This is a genomic window from Sporosarcina sp. HYO08 (genome assembly GCF_001563475.1).
Taxonomy (GTDB): domain Bacteria; phylum Bacillota; class Bacilli; order Bacillales_A; family Planococcaceae; genus Sporosarcina.
The window spans coordinates 354,224-370,445 of record NZ_LPUT01000023.1; the positions used below are offsets into that span (position 1 = coordinate 354,224).

Consider the following 16,222-nt stretch of genomic DNA (forward strand, 5'->3'; position numbering starts at 1 on the left):
ACAGAAATAACAATAGCTAACTATAAAAAAGAGTGACACCGCTATGGGCATCACTCTTTTCCTTAGTATTTCATCGGCACTGGAAAAATCCCTTCAATTTCGGGAATTAATTGTTGCTCTTCCGGATTCAGCAACAAGTGAACAAATCCAAAATCCTCAGATGTTCGAATGAGTCGGCCTGCGCCTTGACGCAATCTCAGCAACATAAACGGCAAGTCTACCTCTTGGAACGGGTTCTCTGCATGCTTGCGTCTTGCGTCAAACAATGGGTCGGAAGGCGGCAATGGTAAATCGTAGATGATGACACGTGTCAGTGCATCTTGCGGAATATCCAGCCCTTCCCATAGATGATACGAACAAAAGACAGACACTTGTTTTTGTTGAAAATCGCGGACAATCGATGACAGTTCACGTTCTCCTTCAAATGCAATGCGCTCCCGCCATTCGCTAGGGACTTGCTGTCCGAACTGCTCCATCGAACGCTCCGATTTGAACAATATGAGCGTTTGTTCACCATCCGCTAAAAGATCAAGCACACGTTTCGGTTTGTCACTTGCCTCCACTTTTGTCCCGAACACTTTCATAACCTCTTCATAATCGAACGGAGACTCAACCGAAAATGATAAATAATCGTCAATTCCAAGTCCTTCTGCCAAATAAGAGAAATCTTTTCCAACTGATAACGTTGCTGAAGAAAATACAATCGGCGTTTTAGACGAGAATAACGTCTCCTTCAAAATATCCGTCACAAGACGCGGCATAATTACAAGTGTCCATTCACCTTTTCGATCTTCCAGCCAGTCGACAGCGTCATCCCCTGCCGTAAATAACTTCATTGAATAAATATATTGATCTAAGTACTCTTCAACAATTTTCAAATCATATTCGGGAATGATAAACAGTTCACCTTCAAAAACGAATTCCTCTAGCAGTGCTGTTGAAATATCCACCGCTTCTTTCCCTACAGTCATCAGTTCAGGTGCTTTTTCAATCGCAAGCCGCTCATTTTCCATCGTCACCGCATGTTTTTTCAACAATGTGAAAAAAGCTTCATGCACATCAATTAAACGCTCCATTAGTTGCAGTGTGTTTTCCCGTACGCCATCCACCATAATACGTTCTAACAACTGAAGAAGCGTACTATTTTGTACTTCATATGTCAATGCACGCTGCGCTGAATATTCAAGTAAATGCCCTTCATCGAATACGATCATCGAAACGTCCGGCAATAACGGCAATTGCCCTTGGCGTTTCCGGGAATCCTTCGTCCATATATGCTCCATATAAAAGTCATGCGAACAAATAATAATTTCAATGGCTTCCCGGTAATGATTGCGGTGAATTGTTTGGCCGCAGCGGTTCCGAACATCACAAGCTGCGCATTGCTGAATCGGATGGAAATTGACCGTGCGCCACTGTTCATCGCTAAGTTCTCGATAATCCGAACGTTCTCCGTACGGGTGAATCGATTGTAAAGATGAACTCCCATAAACGAATTCCGGTAAACGATCTTCAATTTGTTCTACAAATTCCTCGGCAGTCGTTTCGCCCATTTCTTCCAAACGCTTTAAACATAAGTATTGATCACGCGCTTTCGCAAGTCTAACATCAATATCGAGTCCAAGTGCCGCACTTATTTTCCGAATATCGCCATCTTCTTTCACAAGCTGGTCAATCAGCGTTTCATCCGCACAAGAAATAAGCGCCGGCTTTCCTGTATAACGTGCATACGCAATCGCCGGCAATAAATAGGCAATCGTTTTACCCGTCCCGACACCAGCTTCTGCAAACAATACTTTCTTTTCTTTTAACGCTTGTTCGATTTGAAAAGCCATAAAAATCTGCTCATCCCGACATTCAAAACCTTTTTCGGTCAGATCATCGTATAACGTATCCCCGATCCAATCGTTGAGCGATTCGTAAAATGATTTTTCTTTCGTTAAAGGGAATGGCATTTTACTTTTCATAGTGAACTCCTTCCTAACATGCAAAAGGAAGAGGCTTTCCCTCTTCCAACATACGCTTTATGATTGTCGTTGTCCCCAATATTGATAAAAATCAGTACGGATAAAACCGTTAAACAGCTTGCGCTTTTTCGTCGCTTTTTCACCGTACATCTCCTCAAAATTACTTAATGAAGATAACATATAGACGGACCACGATGGGTAATTTTTCATAATCTTTCCTAAAACGCGCGTGATTTCTTCTGCTTCTTCTATTTCACCCAGTCGTTCTCCGTAAGGCGGGTTACCGACCATAACACCATTCAAGCCTTCCACTGTCAAATCATGCACATCACGCTGTTTCCATTGAATGAGATCCGCAAATCCTGCTTCCATCGCATTTTCTTTTGCGACTTTAATCATTCGCGGATCATGGTCCGACCCCGTAATGTCTAGCGGTTGGTCATATTTCGCAACATCTTCTACTTCTTCGCGCACACGGTCCCAAACGTCTTTTTTCATCCACGGCCACGCTTCACTTAAAAATTCCCGATTGTAACCCGGTGCAAGATTTTGACCGATCATTGCCGCCTCAATGGCAATCGTTCCTGATCCACAAAATGGATCGACGAATGGCCGGTTTGGGTTCCAGCGTGTTAAATGAACGAGTGCAGCAGCCAATGTTTCTTTTAACGGAGCATCTCCTTGCCCGACACGGTAACCGCGCTTATGTAAACCGGCTCCGCTTGAGTCAATTGTAAGTGTCACATGGTCTTTTAAAATAGATACTTCCAATTTGAATAGCGGTCCGGATTCGTCTAAAAAGCCGATTCGTTTATACGCCTGTTTCAGACGTTCCACAATTGCTTTTTTTACAATCGCTTGGCAATCCGGCACACTATAAAGCGTCGATTTAACTGACTTCCCGGCAACTGGAAACGCAGCATCGACCGGCAAAAATCGTTCCCACGGAATTGCTTTTGTCCGTTCAAATAATTCATCGAATGTCGTTGCGCGAAATTCGCCGGCAACGATACGCACGCGATCTGCAACGCGAAGCCACATATTCGTCTTGGCGATAGCCGCTTGATCACCTTCGAAAAAAACTTTCCCATTTTCTGTAGTCGTTTCAAATCCAAGTGCTTTTACCTCATTTGCAACAATGGCTTCTAATCCCATTGCGGATGTTGCTACTAATTTAAAGCTGCTCACGCAACCCACTCCAATTCTATGTGCTTTTACTCAATTATTTCCCGATAAAGCATCATTTTAACATTTTATATGTAGACTTAAATATCCAAAAGAAAAGCCTCTCGCAAAACCGGAGAGGCAATTACATGTACATTTAGGCCATAGCCAATTCGATAAGCCATGTTTTGTTCCCGTGTACTCAAACGGCCGAAGCCTCGTACTTAGGGTGGTAATCATCTATCTACAGGCAATTGCCTGTCCCTTCGTCCGTTCAATTCCTTCAGAAGAGTGCCCCTACCATAATTTGGGTTTCTCACTCGTGGGGTTTACCGCGTTCCACCCGATCCGTTTCCGAATCGGCTACGTCACTGTGGCACTTTTCAGGGAACCTCACCCATATCCGCGAACGGACTTAGGGCTTATTCCCGCCGTCAACGTGCTATTTGCACGAAGCCGCGACTTATTTTTTCGTCACGCACGAACACTACGATCGTCTCAGAATCGTGTGAGCATGGACTTTCCTCTACAACGTCAAGCATTGCAGCGATTACCTGAATTCTTGCTATGGCTTAGCTATTATATAGCATTTATCAATCGTTTGCAAGGACTTATTCATGATGTGTGCCCGTCTCACTCTTGATCGTAAAGCTTGCTTCCAAATACATGCTTTTCAAGATTGGAAATACGTTTTAGGAGATCAAAATTTGTCGTTCCCGTACTTCCGACAGCTGGACGTTTTTGTGCAGCTGCAAGTTCTTCTTTCATACGTGCGTTTTCATTACGCAATTCAGCAATTGTTTTTTTAAATGTTTCATAGTCTTGGATGATGTCATCTAGGAAGAGATCGACTTCTTCCTGGTTATAGCCGCGAAGGCCTGTCTTGAAATCTTTTTCAAGAATCTTCTTTGAGTCCAGTTTAATATCCATACAAAATCGCCCTTCCGTCTATCGTTACATATGTGTGATTATACCATAATTTGTCCATATCTGTCTTTTTTAAGCAGACACAAAGGCAGCTTTTGTCAGCTTTTGCGCTTTCCCGGGAAATATTTTCTCATTATTCTTATTTCCCGTTTTGTAAACGCTTCCGTAGCCCGTTCCTTAAAACGGAACGTCAAATTTCCGTCGTTTTCCAGCCATTCCATCGCCTCTTTCGTATAAGTTAACGCTTCATGCAGACTTTTTAACTTATGCTCATAAAGCTTTGCTAATTCCTCCAAAGCAATAATTCGATGACGTCCTGTAAGCGCTTCAGCTGCTACCTTAAATGCATTTGCGGCCTTTTCATATTCATGAATTCTTTTTAGGCTAAATCCAAAATGGTAGTGCGTCATCGGATGATTTTCTCCATACTTGGCGATAGTCTGTTCAAAAAAAGCTCGACTTTGATCATGAGACTTTAAATCCGCAAACCATTTCCCGATATTTGTATGTGTGATCGCTGACTCGGGATCTGCCTCTTTGAGCAGAAGATCGGTTGACCGTATATATAAGGCGACAAGCGATAATATGTCCCATTCATTATGTTCAAGCACTTTCATGAGAAGTTCAGCCCTCCCGCTTTTCACTGCGTCTTGATATATGATCGGCGCCATATGACCCGGTATGTCGTCTTGACGATAAAACCCAAGTTGCCTTTCTTCCACAGCAGTCAATTTAAACGAGCCCATTGCATCTTTCCAAATCCGTCTGGATCCGTGGAGTAAATCAATCTGATCATGCTTGAGTAGCGGCGGCAAGTCGTTCCGATTCATCGTCCACCTCGTTTCGAGTTGGGGTAAATCAAAGCTTTTGCCATTGTATGTGATCACAGTTGCCGCGTCTTTCCAAAACGGCGAAGCGTATAAAAAGGCAGCTTCATGATCCGGCCCTGGCAATACGTATTGCGTTAATGTAAATGTATCTGCTGTTTGTTCGATGAAGCCCATTAAAAAAATAAGCGTCCCCGTTCCTTTCAGCCCCGTTGTTTCCGTATCAAAAAACAATAACGGCTTGGAAGGATCGGGTGACAACGGATGGCGGATCGGGGCGCGCTTCCAATTAGTTAAAGTTGTTGTTAAATCTCCTAATCGAATATTGCCGTGGAAATGATTGGCGTCGTATTCAACGATACGCTTATAAACAATCCCCATTTGATGTTCTTCTTTCATAACCCCCGCTGAAAGCCATTCTTTTTCATAAGAAGGAGCAGGGGGTTTTGCAAGGATCGGCTGCTTTTCTGGCGCTGTCTTCTCTTTTTTATGCAACAGCTTTTTCATCGCCATCAGCTTTTGTTCATATGACATCGGCACTCACGCCTCCTGTAGCCTCCGTCCAGTCTTTCGGTGAGTCAAAACGGATTTTTATAAAGCATAGGTTATAAACATGTTCATATTGGAATGTAACCAATGCTATCACCTCTGAATCATTTTACCATGATTTACTGAGTAAAATTAAAACCTCCCGTGATGGACGTTCTTATTCTATATTCAATAATAAGATCGCGTAAATCACTTCTATATTATTTTATCGGAAATAAATGTTACTGACTGTTTAAATGAGAAAAAACTATCTTTATTATCCCCGCTGTCTACGAAAATGACAATTGATTCTGGATTCCCAATAGACACCACGACAACGGAACGTACGTTTCCAATCAATAGAAAGTAGTATGGATTGAAAACTAAATCTAGAATTTATAAACCCAATAGAGGACTAACTTTTATTAGCCGCCTCAGACATTTATTTATATAGCTCTTTATAAGCAATTACTTTTAACGCCAGAATTTCTTCCTCTGTTAATTTACCTTGATTTTCTTGAAGTACCGCTTCTTTCGAAATAGATCCATCCTGCAGTTGCACCCTAATATCATTAAGTTCCGTTATTCCAACTTTTTGAATCAAAACCTTTGTTGCCTCCTCTTTAGTTGTAAATGGCAACTTGCTGCTGTCTGCTGTTTTAGCCTCTTCTAAAATTGACTTTAGTTCAGGATCATTTTCGATCACCGCCTTTATTCCTATTTCTTGCCTTCTGCCTTACCAACGTCCAGCTGCATAATAAGGGCATTATGGGAGATAGTAAATGTAGATAGGAGGTTCGACAATGACAAACCAAAACATGAACACAAATGCAGGTGCTGACAAGAAAAATAAAGACCCAGGTAACTATACAGCTTACGGAGATCCTGTAAAATCGTCTTTACCTACTATTAACAATGAGTTTAAGAAAGCTAATTCTACAATTGCTGAAAGTACTCAGAATGGTACTAGTCGAACAGATTGAAAATGAATGGGGATACATTGTAAGGCGACCAACTCAATCAAGAGTGGTCGCTTTTCCTTTTACTGGATCCGATTCCCATCGTTTAATGCTGCACCGGCAATTACTGTCATCAAGAAGATCGCCTGATCAACTGTCATTTTTCCTTCCAGTACGTTCTTCTCGTGTTCCGCAGATGAAAAAATTCCTTTTTCACGTGCAAATTTGTACACTTCTGCTGTTTCTTTTTTCTGCCAATCTGCTAAATTCAAATATCTCACCCCATTCTCGTTATTTTGGTTGTTAGTTGTTGCTGTGATGATTGCAGCGATTGATTTTTCAATGGCGGCTACTGTCAAAGGACCTGCTACACCATCATCAGTTAATCCATTTTTCTTTTGATAGTCCAATACCGCTTTAGTGGTTTCAGCACCATAGATGCCATCAACAGTTAAAGAGTAACCCAGTTTGTTAAGTGACTGTTGCAGATGCCGTACGTCTGGATCGTCAATGTAAAGTGCTGGATCAACGTGATATTTGTAGCTATTGCTCCATTGTCCGCGACTGATCTCAAAGTGCAAGTGAATGCCTGTACTATTGCCAGTCGTACCCTTAACGCCAATAAGCTGCCCCTGACTAACCTTTTGACCGACTTTCACATTTATCGATGCTAGATGTGCATACACTGTTTCCCAACCATTGATGTGCGTGATGATAATATATTTGCCAAAGCCTGTCGTACTATTGACTGCAATACGTACTGTTCCCGATGCTGATGCCACAATCGTGTTGTCGGCGTGATTGCCGTAATCAATGCCCCAGTGAGGTTGGACGACACCTGTTACGGGATTTTTTCGAGATTTATCGAATAGCGACATAAGTAAACCGCGACATGGTTTGATGAACATTTATTTCACCCCCTTGTCCCTAATATATTCCGTGATTCGACAAGTCTTGTAGGTCAAGCATCTTTTGGCTCTCATTTATTTCACATCTTTTTAAGGCCAAGTACATACGGATTGCTCAATGCATCCAAAACCAAAGAAAAAACAGAACCCCATATGATGAGGTCCTGCGCTGTTAAACCGAAATATACAAGTAACACCGATATAACGAACGGTTGTCTTTTCTTCCTTGTTTTTCCGGCCCCGTCTTCTCTTTTTTTGTACATTAGCTTTTGTTCATATGACACGGCTACCCGTGCCTCCAGCAAGAAGTTTTAATAGTGCAGCCACTTCTTTTTTCACATTTTGTCCCGCTTCCTGTGCACCTACACAAATCGGACAGCCTGCTTCGCACCGACAAGCTGCAACATGCCGAGATGCTTGTTGTAATAATTCATCCCAACGATCGAAAAGCTTTTCACTTAAACCGATGCCGCCGGGATAGCTGTCGTAAATGAAAATGGTCGGTCGTTCCGTATGAACAGCTTTCACTTGAGGAACAACATGAATATCCGATTTATCACACTGCACGAATAATGGAATGAAAGACTGAATAGCATATGCTGCCCCAGTCATCGCATCCGTAAGCGCAGCTTCCGTCCACCCTTTCGGCAAATCAAAAGTCAGCCATGTAGATGATGTATGCAGTTCTTCTGCGGGTAATGAAATGGGACCTGAACCGATATTATCATGCGAATCGAAACGGATCTTTTTAAATATCGTCGGAATCGCCAACACCGCGAGATCGCCAAATGCGGCTTCATTCTTCCCAAATACTTTCGTCTTGTCTTCACTGATGACTTTTAGTTCAACAGCAAGGTTCGCATCCGTAAAGTAATCAACATCCACTTCCGTCACATACGCTTTCTTTTCTTCCCAATCGAGCAGCTCCACTTGATATTGTGTGCCTTGGTGAATATAAATCGCTTCTTCATGAAGTAGCGTCATCGCACTGAAGCGATCCATTTCCCCGATAACCGTCGTTTCCTTTGGATGGGTTTTATCAATAATGACGACGTTTTCTTGGGAGGCAGAGCGCAAACTAATATCCCCAGCCGGAAAACGATCCGTCATCCAATGCCATTTCTCACTCGTTTTAACAAGCACACCTTCACTTTCAAGAAAGGCGAGCAGCTCTTGCACTTCAAATTCCCCATACGTTTCTGTTAATGTAAAAGGCAGCTCAAAAGATGCACATTTCAAATGGTCCATTAAAATGAGGATATTGTCAGGATGAATGCGTGCTTCTTCCGGCGTTTGACCGAGTAAATAATCTGGGTTATCGATAATGTATTGATCAAGCGCAGTCGACTGTGCCACATAAATGATGAGCGCTTCTTCTTGTCTTCTGCCAGCTCTACCAGCTTGCTGAAAGGCACTTGCAATATTCCCCGGGTAACCCGTCATGATACACGCTTGCAGCTGGCCAATATCGACACCAAGTTCAAGTGCGTTCGTACTGACAACCGTTCGGATCGCTCCATCTCTCAATCCTTTTTCAATCTTCCTCCGTTCAGAAGGCAAATACCCACCCCGATACCCCATAATCGTTTCGTCAAATAATTTCTTTTTCGTTAACTCTTTCATATAGGTGACAAGCATTTCTACTCGAACACGGCTTTTAGCGAAAATGATCGTCTGAACACCTTCTCGGTAAAGTAACGAAGCCAAATCACGAACTTCTAAGATGGCACTTCTTCGAATGCCGAATGTTGGATGGATAACGGGTGGATTATAAAATAAGAAATGCTTTTTTCCAGCCGGCGCCCCGTTATTGGCAATTAGTTCCATATCGGTATTCGTCAACGTCTCTGCCAGCTCTTTGGGGTTTGCAATCGTTGCAGACGTACAAATAAAAATAGGGTTACTCCCGTAGTAATTGCAAATTCGCTTCAACCGTCTAAGGACATGTGCGACATGGCTCCCGAACACGCCTTTATACGTATGCAATTCGTCAATGATGATATACTTCAAGTTTTCAAACAGCGATACCCATTTCGTATGATGGGGTAAAATGCCGGAGTGAAGCATATCTGGATTGGTCAGCACAATATGGCCAGACTTTCGAACTTTCGTTCTTAAACCCGGTGCCGTATCGCCGTCATACGTATAGCTTAATATTGTTTCTTCGCTTGCTTCAATCATTTCATGCAAGTCCGCCAATTGATCCTGCGCCAGTGCTTTTGTCGGAAAAAGATAAAGTGCACGCGAATTGTCATTCTCTAAAATACTTTGCAAAACCGGCAAATGATAACAAAGTGATTTCCCCGATGCGGTCGGCGTAACAGCCGTAAATGAATGACCACTCATTGCAAGATCAAACGCTTCCCGTTGATGGCTATAAAGTTGGTTGATCCCCTTTTTCTCCAAAGCTTTCATGAGAGAAGGGTGAAGCTGATCCGGGAATGGTGCGTAATGAGCAACCTTGCCTTCAATCGTTCTATAATGGGCAACGTTTGATGAGAATGATGGATCTGTCCGCAACATCTCTAACACAGCTTGGACATTCACATTGTTCTTCATTTCGAATCCTCTTCACGCTCTTCACGTAAGGCATCCAATATTGTTTTTAGCGTATATTCAGCAGACTGAATCGAATGAACGAAACGGCTTTTCCCTGTTTTCTTATAAAAAGATTGGACAATAAATTGCTTCATCGAATCATTCAATGACTCGATTTGAACCGGATGTACGTATTTCGGCTTTGCCATTTTTATAAATTCATAAATTTCAGTTGTCCACTCATCAAGCAATGCATGGTACTCGTCAGCATAAGGCTTCACATCTATAAAAAAATCAGGATCTCGGTCGAGCTCCCGCCAATGAGCATGTCTTTCTAAACATTCTCCGCAAACAGAAAGGAGCTTTGTTGTTTTTTCTATTAAATTCATCTTCCTACCACCCTTTCATGTCCTTTATTTTATCAGAAAAAGAGATGTACGACCATACAGGAACGAACATGCATTCCAATCCCATTTATACCATTTCCCGTGTTTCCATCTTGATCATTGATGAGTTCACATACACTTCATGACTTTATGACTACTTAGTGACACTCTTCACATTAATCTGTGAATGATTGATGACATGCGACAGCACTGTGATTTATATCACAATTCAAAATAATTGACAGCATAAAATAAAGGTAGATAGACAAAGTCATTAAACGGCATAAAAGCCAACTATTAAAAAAACGGGAGGAAAGAATCATGAAGAAGTTTGCAGCAGTAGGATTGTCAGGGTTGCTCGTCGCGGGAATATTGGCAGGTTGTACGTCAAACTCGGCTTCTGAACCTGTGGAAAAAATTACGCCGCCAGAGTCGAAAGTTGAATCTGCCTCGGAAGTCTTTGGTCCTCATGAAGGGTTGCATCAAGAGCCGATTCCACTAAAAATGGAACGTGTCGGAGAAAATGAAGTAAATATTGAGATGACAGCTCAAATTACAGACATTGAAATCGACAAAGGGAAAATGTACAAAGCATGGACATTTAATGGTGAAGCACCTGGTCCAGTCATTGTCGTAAATGAAGGCGATATCATTAACTTTAAACTCGTCAATATGGACCCGGCGATTCCGCATAGTATGGATTTCCACGCAGTGCACACATCACCTTCTAAAAACTTTGCGGATATCATGCCAAACGAAGATGGCACGTTTACGTATCCAGCAACAAAACCAGGTGTCTTTATGTATCACTGCGGAACAGATCCAATCGTCTCCCACATCGCGAATGGCATGCACGGTGTCATTATTGTAAAACCCAAAGATGGTTATCCAACTGACGCGGAAATTGATCAGGAATACTTGCTCATTCAAAATGAATGGTATGCCTATAATGATTACGATGCTTTCATTAACGATGAGCCAGAGCATGTTGTCTTCTCAACAAAGGCACTAAAAGAAGGCGATCTGAATACAAACGGCGATACATTTAGCCTGAAAGAAAAACCGCTTCAAGCAAAAGTCGGTGATAAAGTACGTTTGTATATTAACAACGTCGGGCCGAACGAAGTCAGCTCTTTCCACGTCGTCGGTACGATTATGGACGATGTCTACGTCGATGGCAATCCTGCTAACGTTCTAAAAGGCATGCAAACGATTATGCTCCCTGCAAGCGGTGGTGCAGTCGTCGAATTCACAGTGACGGAAGCAGGCAACTACCCAATCGTAACGCACCAATTTAAACACGCATCGAAAGGCGCAATTGCGATCCTGGAAGTAACGGAATAAGGTGCCAGGCACCCAAACAAACGTGAATGTTTGAACATTCACGTTTGTTTTAATGATTACACCAATTCTACCCAAAACCTTTTGACGACATTGCCGTTATCTTCTATAAAATCCTCATCTTCAACGCCGCCGTTTTTACGAATGACTTTTTCGGAAGCGATATTATCCGCATCACAGGTCACCAAGGCATGTTCGATACCCAGCCCTTTTATTTTTTCAAGCCCGAGCGCAAGCAGCTTTGTGGCATATCCTTTTCCACGGGCACTTGGGCGAATGCCGTATCCGATATGTCCCCCAATATTTTGTAATCGTTCCGTTAATGCATGGCGGATATTCGCCGCACCTAAAACGTCATCGTTTTCATTCACAAGCCAATATGTCGAATCCGCCACCCAACCTTCTGGAAGGCCAATGCCTTTTTCGGCATCTAAGCGCGTATTCACCATTCCTTCGAAATCGGACGGATCTTCACCGATAACCCAAGGAACGAAACTTTCCCCTGAAGCTTTCCATTCCTTATAAAAACTTAAATATTGCTCTTCTAGTGAAATAGTTGGTTTGACAAGTTTCACGGCCATATTTCCCCCCTCAACAAACTCAATTTACCATAACTTTGTAAATACAAAAAGGATCCATAGTCCGGATCCTTTTTAACGTTCCACTTCTTCCTTCCGAAATCCTGTTGAACGGTAGATTAGCAGGAGAAGAAACACGATAATCATCACTTTTTGGATGAACATCCCACCATCGAAGTTAGCCAAGTCGCATTCCCTCCAATCTATTCTATTCTGCTAAACCGCAGTACTAACCTATGTAAAACAGCTATAAATGTGCCGGCCTCTAAAAATGGTGCCTGGCACCGTTCACAGCACCGTTCACAAAAGATTCATAATTCCATCTTACTGTCAATAAACTACATTAACGATAGTCTGAAAGGGTGAGGCAGCTTGAAGCGATCTTATGTATATACTGGGGCGGTCGTAGTCGGTATTTTAATAGGGATCATTGTTACGTATATGATGGAATTAAATTCATTTTAAAGCGGACGGTTTTCTCTTGGCTCCACAACACCACTGTGATTGGATTGGACAAACCCCAAGGCATGATTGGCATAGAATGGATCCACGTGATGATAGTAGTTAAGGATCCATTCTTTTAACCAATCCCCGTTACCCACCCCAAACCTCAACTCTCTTTTCCGTATCCAAAATTTCCCTATGAAACTTTCCCACGCCTACTTCGTCCAATGCATATGTGGTATGATTAGGTGATGTGAGGTGAATGCTTTGGCGATTCGTTACCCTAATGGCAAAAAGTACGTACCTGTGCAAAAAAAAGACACCGCACGCAAAGTAAATCCGTCATTTAGTAACCGTGGAAAGACACTTGAGGATGAATTGAACGAATCCAATGAATACTATTTACATCATGGCATTGCGGTCATCCACAAGAAACCTGTACCGATCCAAGTCGTCAATGTGAAGTACCCGGCAAGAAGCGCGGCAGTTATTACAGAGGCTTATTTCCGTACCCCTTCTACAACAGACTATAACGGTGTTTGGCAAGGCAAATACATCGACTTTGAAGCAAAAGAAACGAAAAACAAAACTTCGTTTCCACTGCAAAATATTCATGAGCACCAAGTGATGCATATGAAAAACATTTCATCCCAAGGTGGTATTGCCTTCTTTGTCATTCGGTTTAGTACGCTAGACCGTTACTTTATTCTACCATACGCATCATTCTCCAATAAGTGGAAAAGAATGATAGATGGTGGAAGAAAGTCTATTACCTTGGCGGAAATAGAAAAAGATGCAATCGAAATTCAACCCGGATTCCACCCGAGGCTGGATTATATACAAGCACTTGACACCCTAGCGGCAAAGAGCACTGAAACAATTGAAAGGCAGGAACAAGAACGATGAGTGATCAGTTAAACTCACGAACGGCGCGGCGTAAAAAACTAGAACAAGAACGCGCAAAAAACAAAAAAACTAAAAAACCCCAAAAAGCAACGTCATGGATTAAAAAAATTGTTTTAACCATTTTCTTAATCGGGCTTGCTGGATTACTTGGAGGCTTTGGGCTATTTGCCTATTATGCAAGTTCCGCTCCCGCACTAGACGAAAACTTATTAAAAGATCCATTAACTTCTGATTTTCTTGACGTAGACGGGAATGTCTTTATGAAGTTCGGGGCTGAAAAGCGAGAATTTGTACCTTATAATGAAATTCCTAAACTAATGGAAGATGCTATTCTTGCAACAGAAGACGTCCGATTTTATAAGCACCACGGAATGGACTTTTGGAGACTGGGCGGTGCGGTTTTGGCTAACGTACGCGGCGGGTTTGGCTCTCAAGGTGCCAGTACGCTAACTCAGCAAGTCATTAAAAACTCCTTCCTAACGGATGAAAAGACATTAAAGCGGAAGGCGCAAGAAGCGTGGCTCGCCTTTAAATTAGAACGCGAATATAGCAAAGAAGAAATTTTTGAAATGTATTTTAACAAAATACTCATGTCAGGCAATCGATATGGATTTGGAACAGGCGCCAAGTACTTTTACGGTAAAAACCTAGACGAGTTGGATCTACAAGAAGTCGCTACATTGGCGGGTCTGCCGCAATATCCAAACGGCTACAATCCATTTTTGCATCCAGAACGAGCCGAAAAACGACGCAATATCGTTCTCGGGCTCATGTATCAGCATAAGAAAATTACAAAAGAACAAATGGAAGCTGCAAAAGCGATTCCTGTAACTACAACACTTTTATCTGAAGCGGAAAGAGAAGAAAATAATTCTTCTAAATATCCAGCTTACGTCGCATATGTGTTAGACGAGTTAGAAGCTGCCGATCTAACGCACTTGCTTTCTGAAGGGATTAAAATTCAAACGAATTTAGATCCAAAAGCGCAGCAATCTGTTGAAAATGCATTAAACACGTCGGAACTGTATGAGTCTGAAGAAATGCAAGCGGGTATGACAGTTGTCGATACAAAAACAGGTGCGATTGTCGCCATTGGCGGCGGGCGTAATTATTCCGGGCACAATTGGAACTTTGCCTCAAACCAAAAACGTCAGCCTGGTTCAGTTATTAAGCCGATTCTCTCTTACGGTCCGATGATTGAAAATAATAGCTGGTCAACGGGAACGACGATCGTCGACGAACCGTATAATTACAAAGGAACAAACAGAGCGATTCGGAACGTCGATGGAAGGTACTTAGGCAAAATGACAGTTCGAGAAGCTTTATATAAATCGCGGAACATTCCCGCAGTGAAAGTTTTCGAAGAAGTCGGCGTTTCAAAAGCAGGTGCTTTCGCCGATGGACTTGGGCTCCATTATAATACCAATAAATTATATTCCTCCGATGCTTTAGGCGGCGGTGAACATAATTTCTCAACAGTTGAAATGGCAGGTGCCTATGCAGCCTTCGGTAATGGCGGTATTTATACGAAGCCGCATGCGGTGAAAAAAATCGTTTTCCGAGATGGCAAAACAGAACGTAGTTTAGCACCAAAACCAGTTGTCGCGATGAAAGAATCAACGGCGTATATGATTACCGATATTTTGCGTGATGTTCTTACTTCAGGAACAGGTCAGCGTGCAAATGTTTCTGGATTAGACATTGCTGGAAAAACGGGAACAACAAACTATCCATCCGAAATTATTCAAAAGAATGGATTTAAAAGCACTTATGTCCCTGATTCGTGGTTTGCAGGCTACACAACAAATTATACAATTGCCGTATGGGGCGGCTACGAAAAATACACAACACCGATTAAAACATATGACTACGGCCGATACGTTCCACAAAACCTGTTCAAAATGGTTATGCGGGATATCTCTTCCGGGAAAGATACAGCAAGATTCAAAAAGCCAAGTTCAGTTGAAGAAGCGACAATTCTTTACGGCTCCCAACCGCTGATCCTTGCCAGTAACTCTACTCCGTCGAATCTGAGACGTACAGAGCTTTTTGTACGAGGAACAGTGCCTGTCGAAATGGCTAAAGAAGAAGTGATTGAAATAGCGGCACCAACTGATTTGGCCGCACAATACGATGTTGCGACAAACTCGATTTCGTTAAGCTGGGCACACAATGCACCAGATCCTGAACTTTACGAAGGTCCTGTACAATTTACTGTTGCAGTTGGCGTAGACGGTGGAGGCATGCAGGAGCTAACAACAACAGGCGAACATTTCGTCACGTTCTCGGGCGTTGAAATGGGTCGAACGTATACCTTCTCCGTTGTCGCAAGAGCTGGAGAACTTGTCAGTAAGCCAGCATCCACTTCATTGAAACTGGATGGAGGTCAGGAAGAAGATCCGGGTAATGCCGATGAAGATAACGAGCCTGAAGTTCCGAACGATGAAAATAATAATGGCCAGAACGGCAATGGATGGAACAACGGGAATAACAACAATGGGAACAACGGCAATAACGGAAACTGGAATAATGGCAACAACGGAAACAATGGTAATGGCAATTGGAATAACGGAAATAATGGTAACAACGGCAACAACAATGATACCAATAAGCAACCTCCTCAAGAAGATTCAACTCAAAATGATTCAGGTGGAAATACCGAAACAAATGAAAGCAGCGATGAAATCGCCCAGTAATACGTAAAAGCCATCATCCCAATCGTGTTCAACTGATTGGGATGATGGCTTTA

General features: G+C 42.5%; 13 protein-coding genes and 1 other RNA gene. 4 read left to right on the top strand and 10 right to left on the bottom strand.

What is annotated here, in order from left to right; all coding sequences use genetic code 11:
• Nucleotides 1-62: 62 nt before the first annotated feature.
• The 6 genes from AU377_RS08740 to AU377_RS08765 form a co-directional block, all read right to left on the bottom strand.
• Nucleotides 63-1,967, bottom strand: a complete 1,905-nt coding sequence (locus AU377_RS08740) for an ATP-dependent DNA helicase (RefSeq protein WP_067407013.1) — start codon at nucleotides 1,965-1,967, stop codon at nucleotides 63-65.
• 57 nt (nucleotides 1,968-2,024) lie between these two features.
• Nucleotides 2,025-3,155: a class I SAM-dependent RNA methyltransferase gene (locus tag AU377_RS08745; RefSeq protein ID WP_067407015.1), complete on the bottom strand. Its 1,131-nt coding sequence runs from the start codon at nucleotides 3,153-3,155 to the stop codon at nucleotides 2,025-2,027.
• A gap of 148 nt (nucleotides 3,156-3,303) precedes the next feature.
• Nucleotides 3,304-3,693: RNase P RNA component class B (rnpB, locus tag AU377_RS08750), an RNA gene on the bottom strand.
• A gap of 71 nt (nucleotides 3,694-3,764) precedes the next feature.
• Nucleotides 3,765-4,061, bottom strand: a complete 297-nt coding sequence (gpsB, locus tag AU377_RS08755) for a cell division regulator GpsB (protein WP_067407017.1) — start codon at nucleotides 4,059-4,061, stop codon at nucleotides 3,765-3,767.
• Between the two features lie 95 nt (nucleotides 4,062-4,156).
• Nucleotides 4,157-5,419, bottom strand: a complete 1,263-nt coding sequence (locus tag AU377_RS08760) for a ribonuclease H-like domain-containing protein (RefSeq protein WP_067407021.1) — start codon at nucleotides 5,417-5,419, stop codon at nucleotides 4,157-4,159.
• A gap of 436 nt (nucleotides 5,420-5,855) precedes the next feature.
• Nucleotides 5,856-6,119 carry a hypothetical protein gene (locus AU377_RS08765; protein WP_253724444.1) on the bottom strand — a complete coding sequence of 88 codons (264 nt, stop codon included), beginning with the start codon at nucleotides 6,117-6,119 and terminating at the stop codon, nucleotides 5,856-5,858.
• A gap of 97 nt (nucleotides 6,120-6,216) precedes the next feature.
• Here AU377_RS08765 and AU377_RS15510 point away from each other — a divergent pair, with 97 nt between their 5' ends.
• On the top strand, nucleotides 6,217-6,396 hold the full coding sequence (locus AU377_RS15510) for a hypothetical protein (RefSeq protein WP_067407024.1): 180 nt from the start codon (nucleotides 6,217-6,219) through the stop codon (nucleotides 6,394-6,396).
• A 59-nt stretch (nucleotides 6,397-6,455) separates the two neighbouring features.
• Here the strand turns inward: AU377_RS15510 and AU377_RS08775 are convergent, their stop codons facing one another.
• The 3 genes from AU377_RS08775 to AU377_RS08790 form a co-directional block, all read right to left on the bottom strand.
• Nucleotides 6,456-7,280, bottom strand: coding sequence for a peptidoglycan DD-metalloendopeptidase family protein (locus AU377_RS08775; protein WP_067407027.1), 825 nt, complete (start codon nucleotides 7,278-7,280; stop codon nucleotides 6,456-6,458).
• A 273-nt stretch (nucleotides 7,281-7,553) separates the two neighbouring features.
• Entirely contained in the window at nucleotides 7,554-9,803 is a 2,250-nt protein-coding gene (locus AU377_RS08785; protein ID WP_067407259.1) for a DEAD/DEAH box helicase, read from the bottom strand.
• A gap of 32 nt (nucleotides 9,804-9,835) precedes the next feature.
• Nucleotides 9,836-10,207 carry a YppE family protein gene (locus tag AU377_RS08790; protein WP_067407032.1) on the bottom strand — a complete coding sequence of 124 codons (372 nt, stop codon included), beginning with the start codon at nucleotides 10,205-10,207 and terminating at the stop codon, nucleotides 9,836-9,838.
• Between the two features lie 318 nt (nucleotides 10,208-10,525).
• On the opposite strand from AU377_RS08790, the gene AU377_RS08795 reads away from it, so the two are divergent.
• Complete coding sequence (locus AU377_RS08795; RefSeq protein WP_067407035.1) at nucleotides 10,526-11,548, top strand: multicopper oxidase domain-containing protein; 1,023 nt, start codon at nucleotides 10,526-10,528, stop codon at nucleotides 11,546-11,548.
• A gap of 56 nt (nucleotides 11,549-11,604) precedes the next feature.
• On the opposite strand, the gene AU377_RS08800 is transcribed toward AU377_RS08795, so the two are convergent.
• On the bottom strand, nucleotides 11,605-12,126 hold the full coding sequence (locus AU377_RS08800) for a GNAT family N-acetyltransferase (RefSeq protein WP_067407038.1): 522 nt from the start codon (nucleotides 12,124-12,126) through the stop codon (nucleotides 11,605-11,607).
• A gap of 708 nt (nucleotides 12,127-12,834) precedes the next feature.
• Between AU377_RS08800 and recU the strand changes: the two genes are divergently transcribed.
• Both recU and AU377_RS08810 read left to right on the top strand, forming a co-directional pair.
• Complete coding sequence (gene recU / locus AU377_RS08805) at nucleotides 12,835-13,473, top strand: Holliday junction resolvase RecU (RefSeq protein ID WP_067407261.1); 639 nt, start codon at nucleotides 12,835-12,837, stop codon at nucleotides 13,471-13,473.
• A complete protein-coding gene (locus AU377_RS08810; RefSeq protein WP_067407040.1) occupies nucleotides 13,470-16,169 on the top strand; it encodes a PBP1A family penicillin-binding protein in 2,700 nt (899 codons plus the stop codon). The genes recU and AU377_RS08810 overlap by 4 nt, the downstream gene beginning before the upstream one ends.
• The last annotated feature ends 53 nt before the right edge of the window (nucleotides 16,170-16,222 follow it).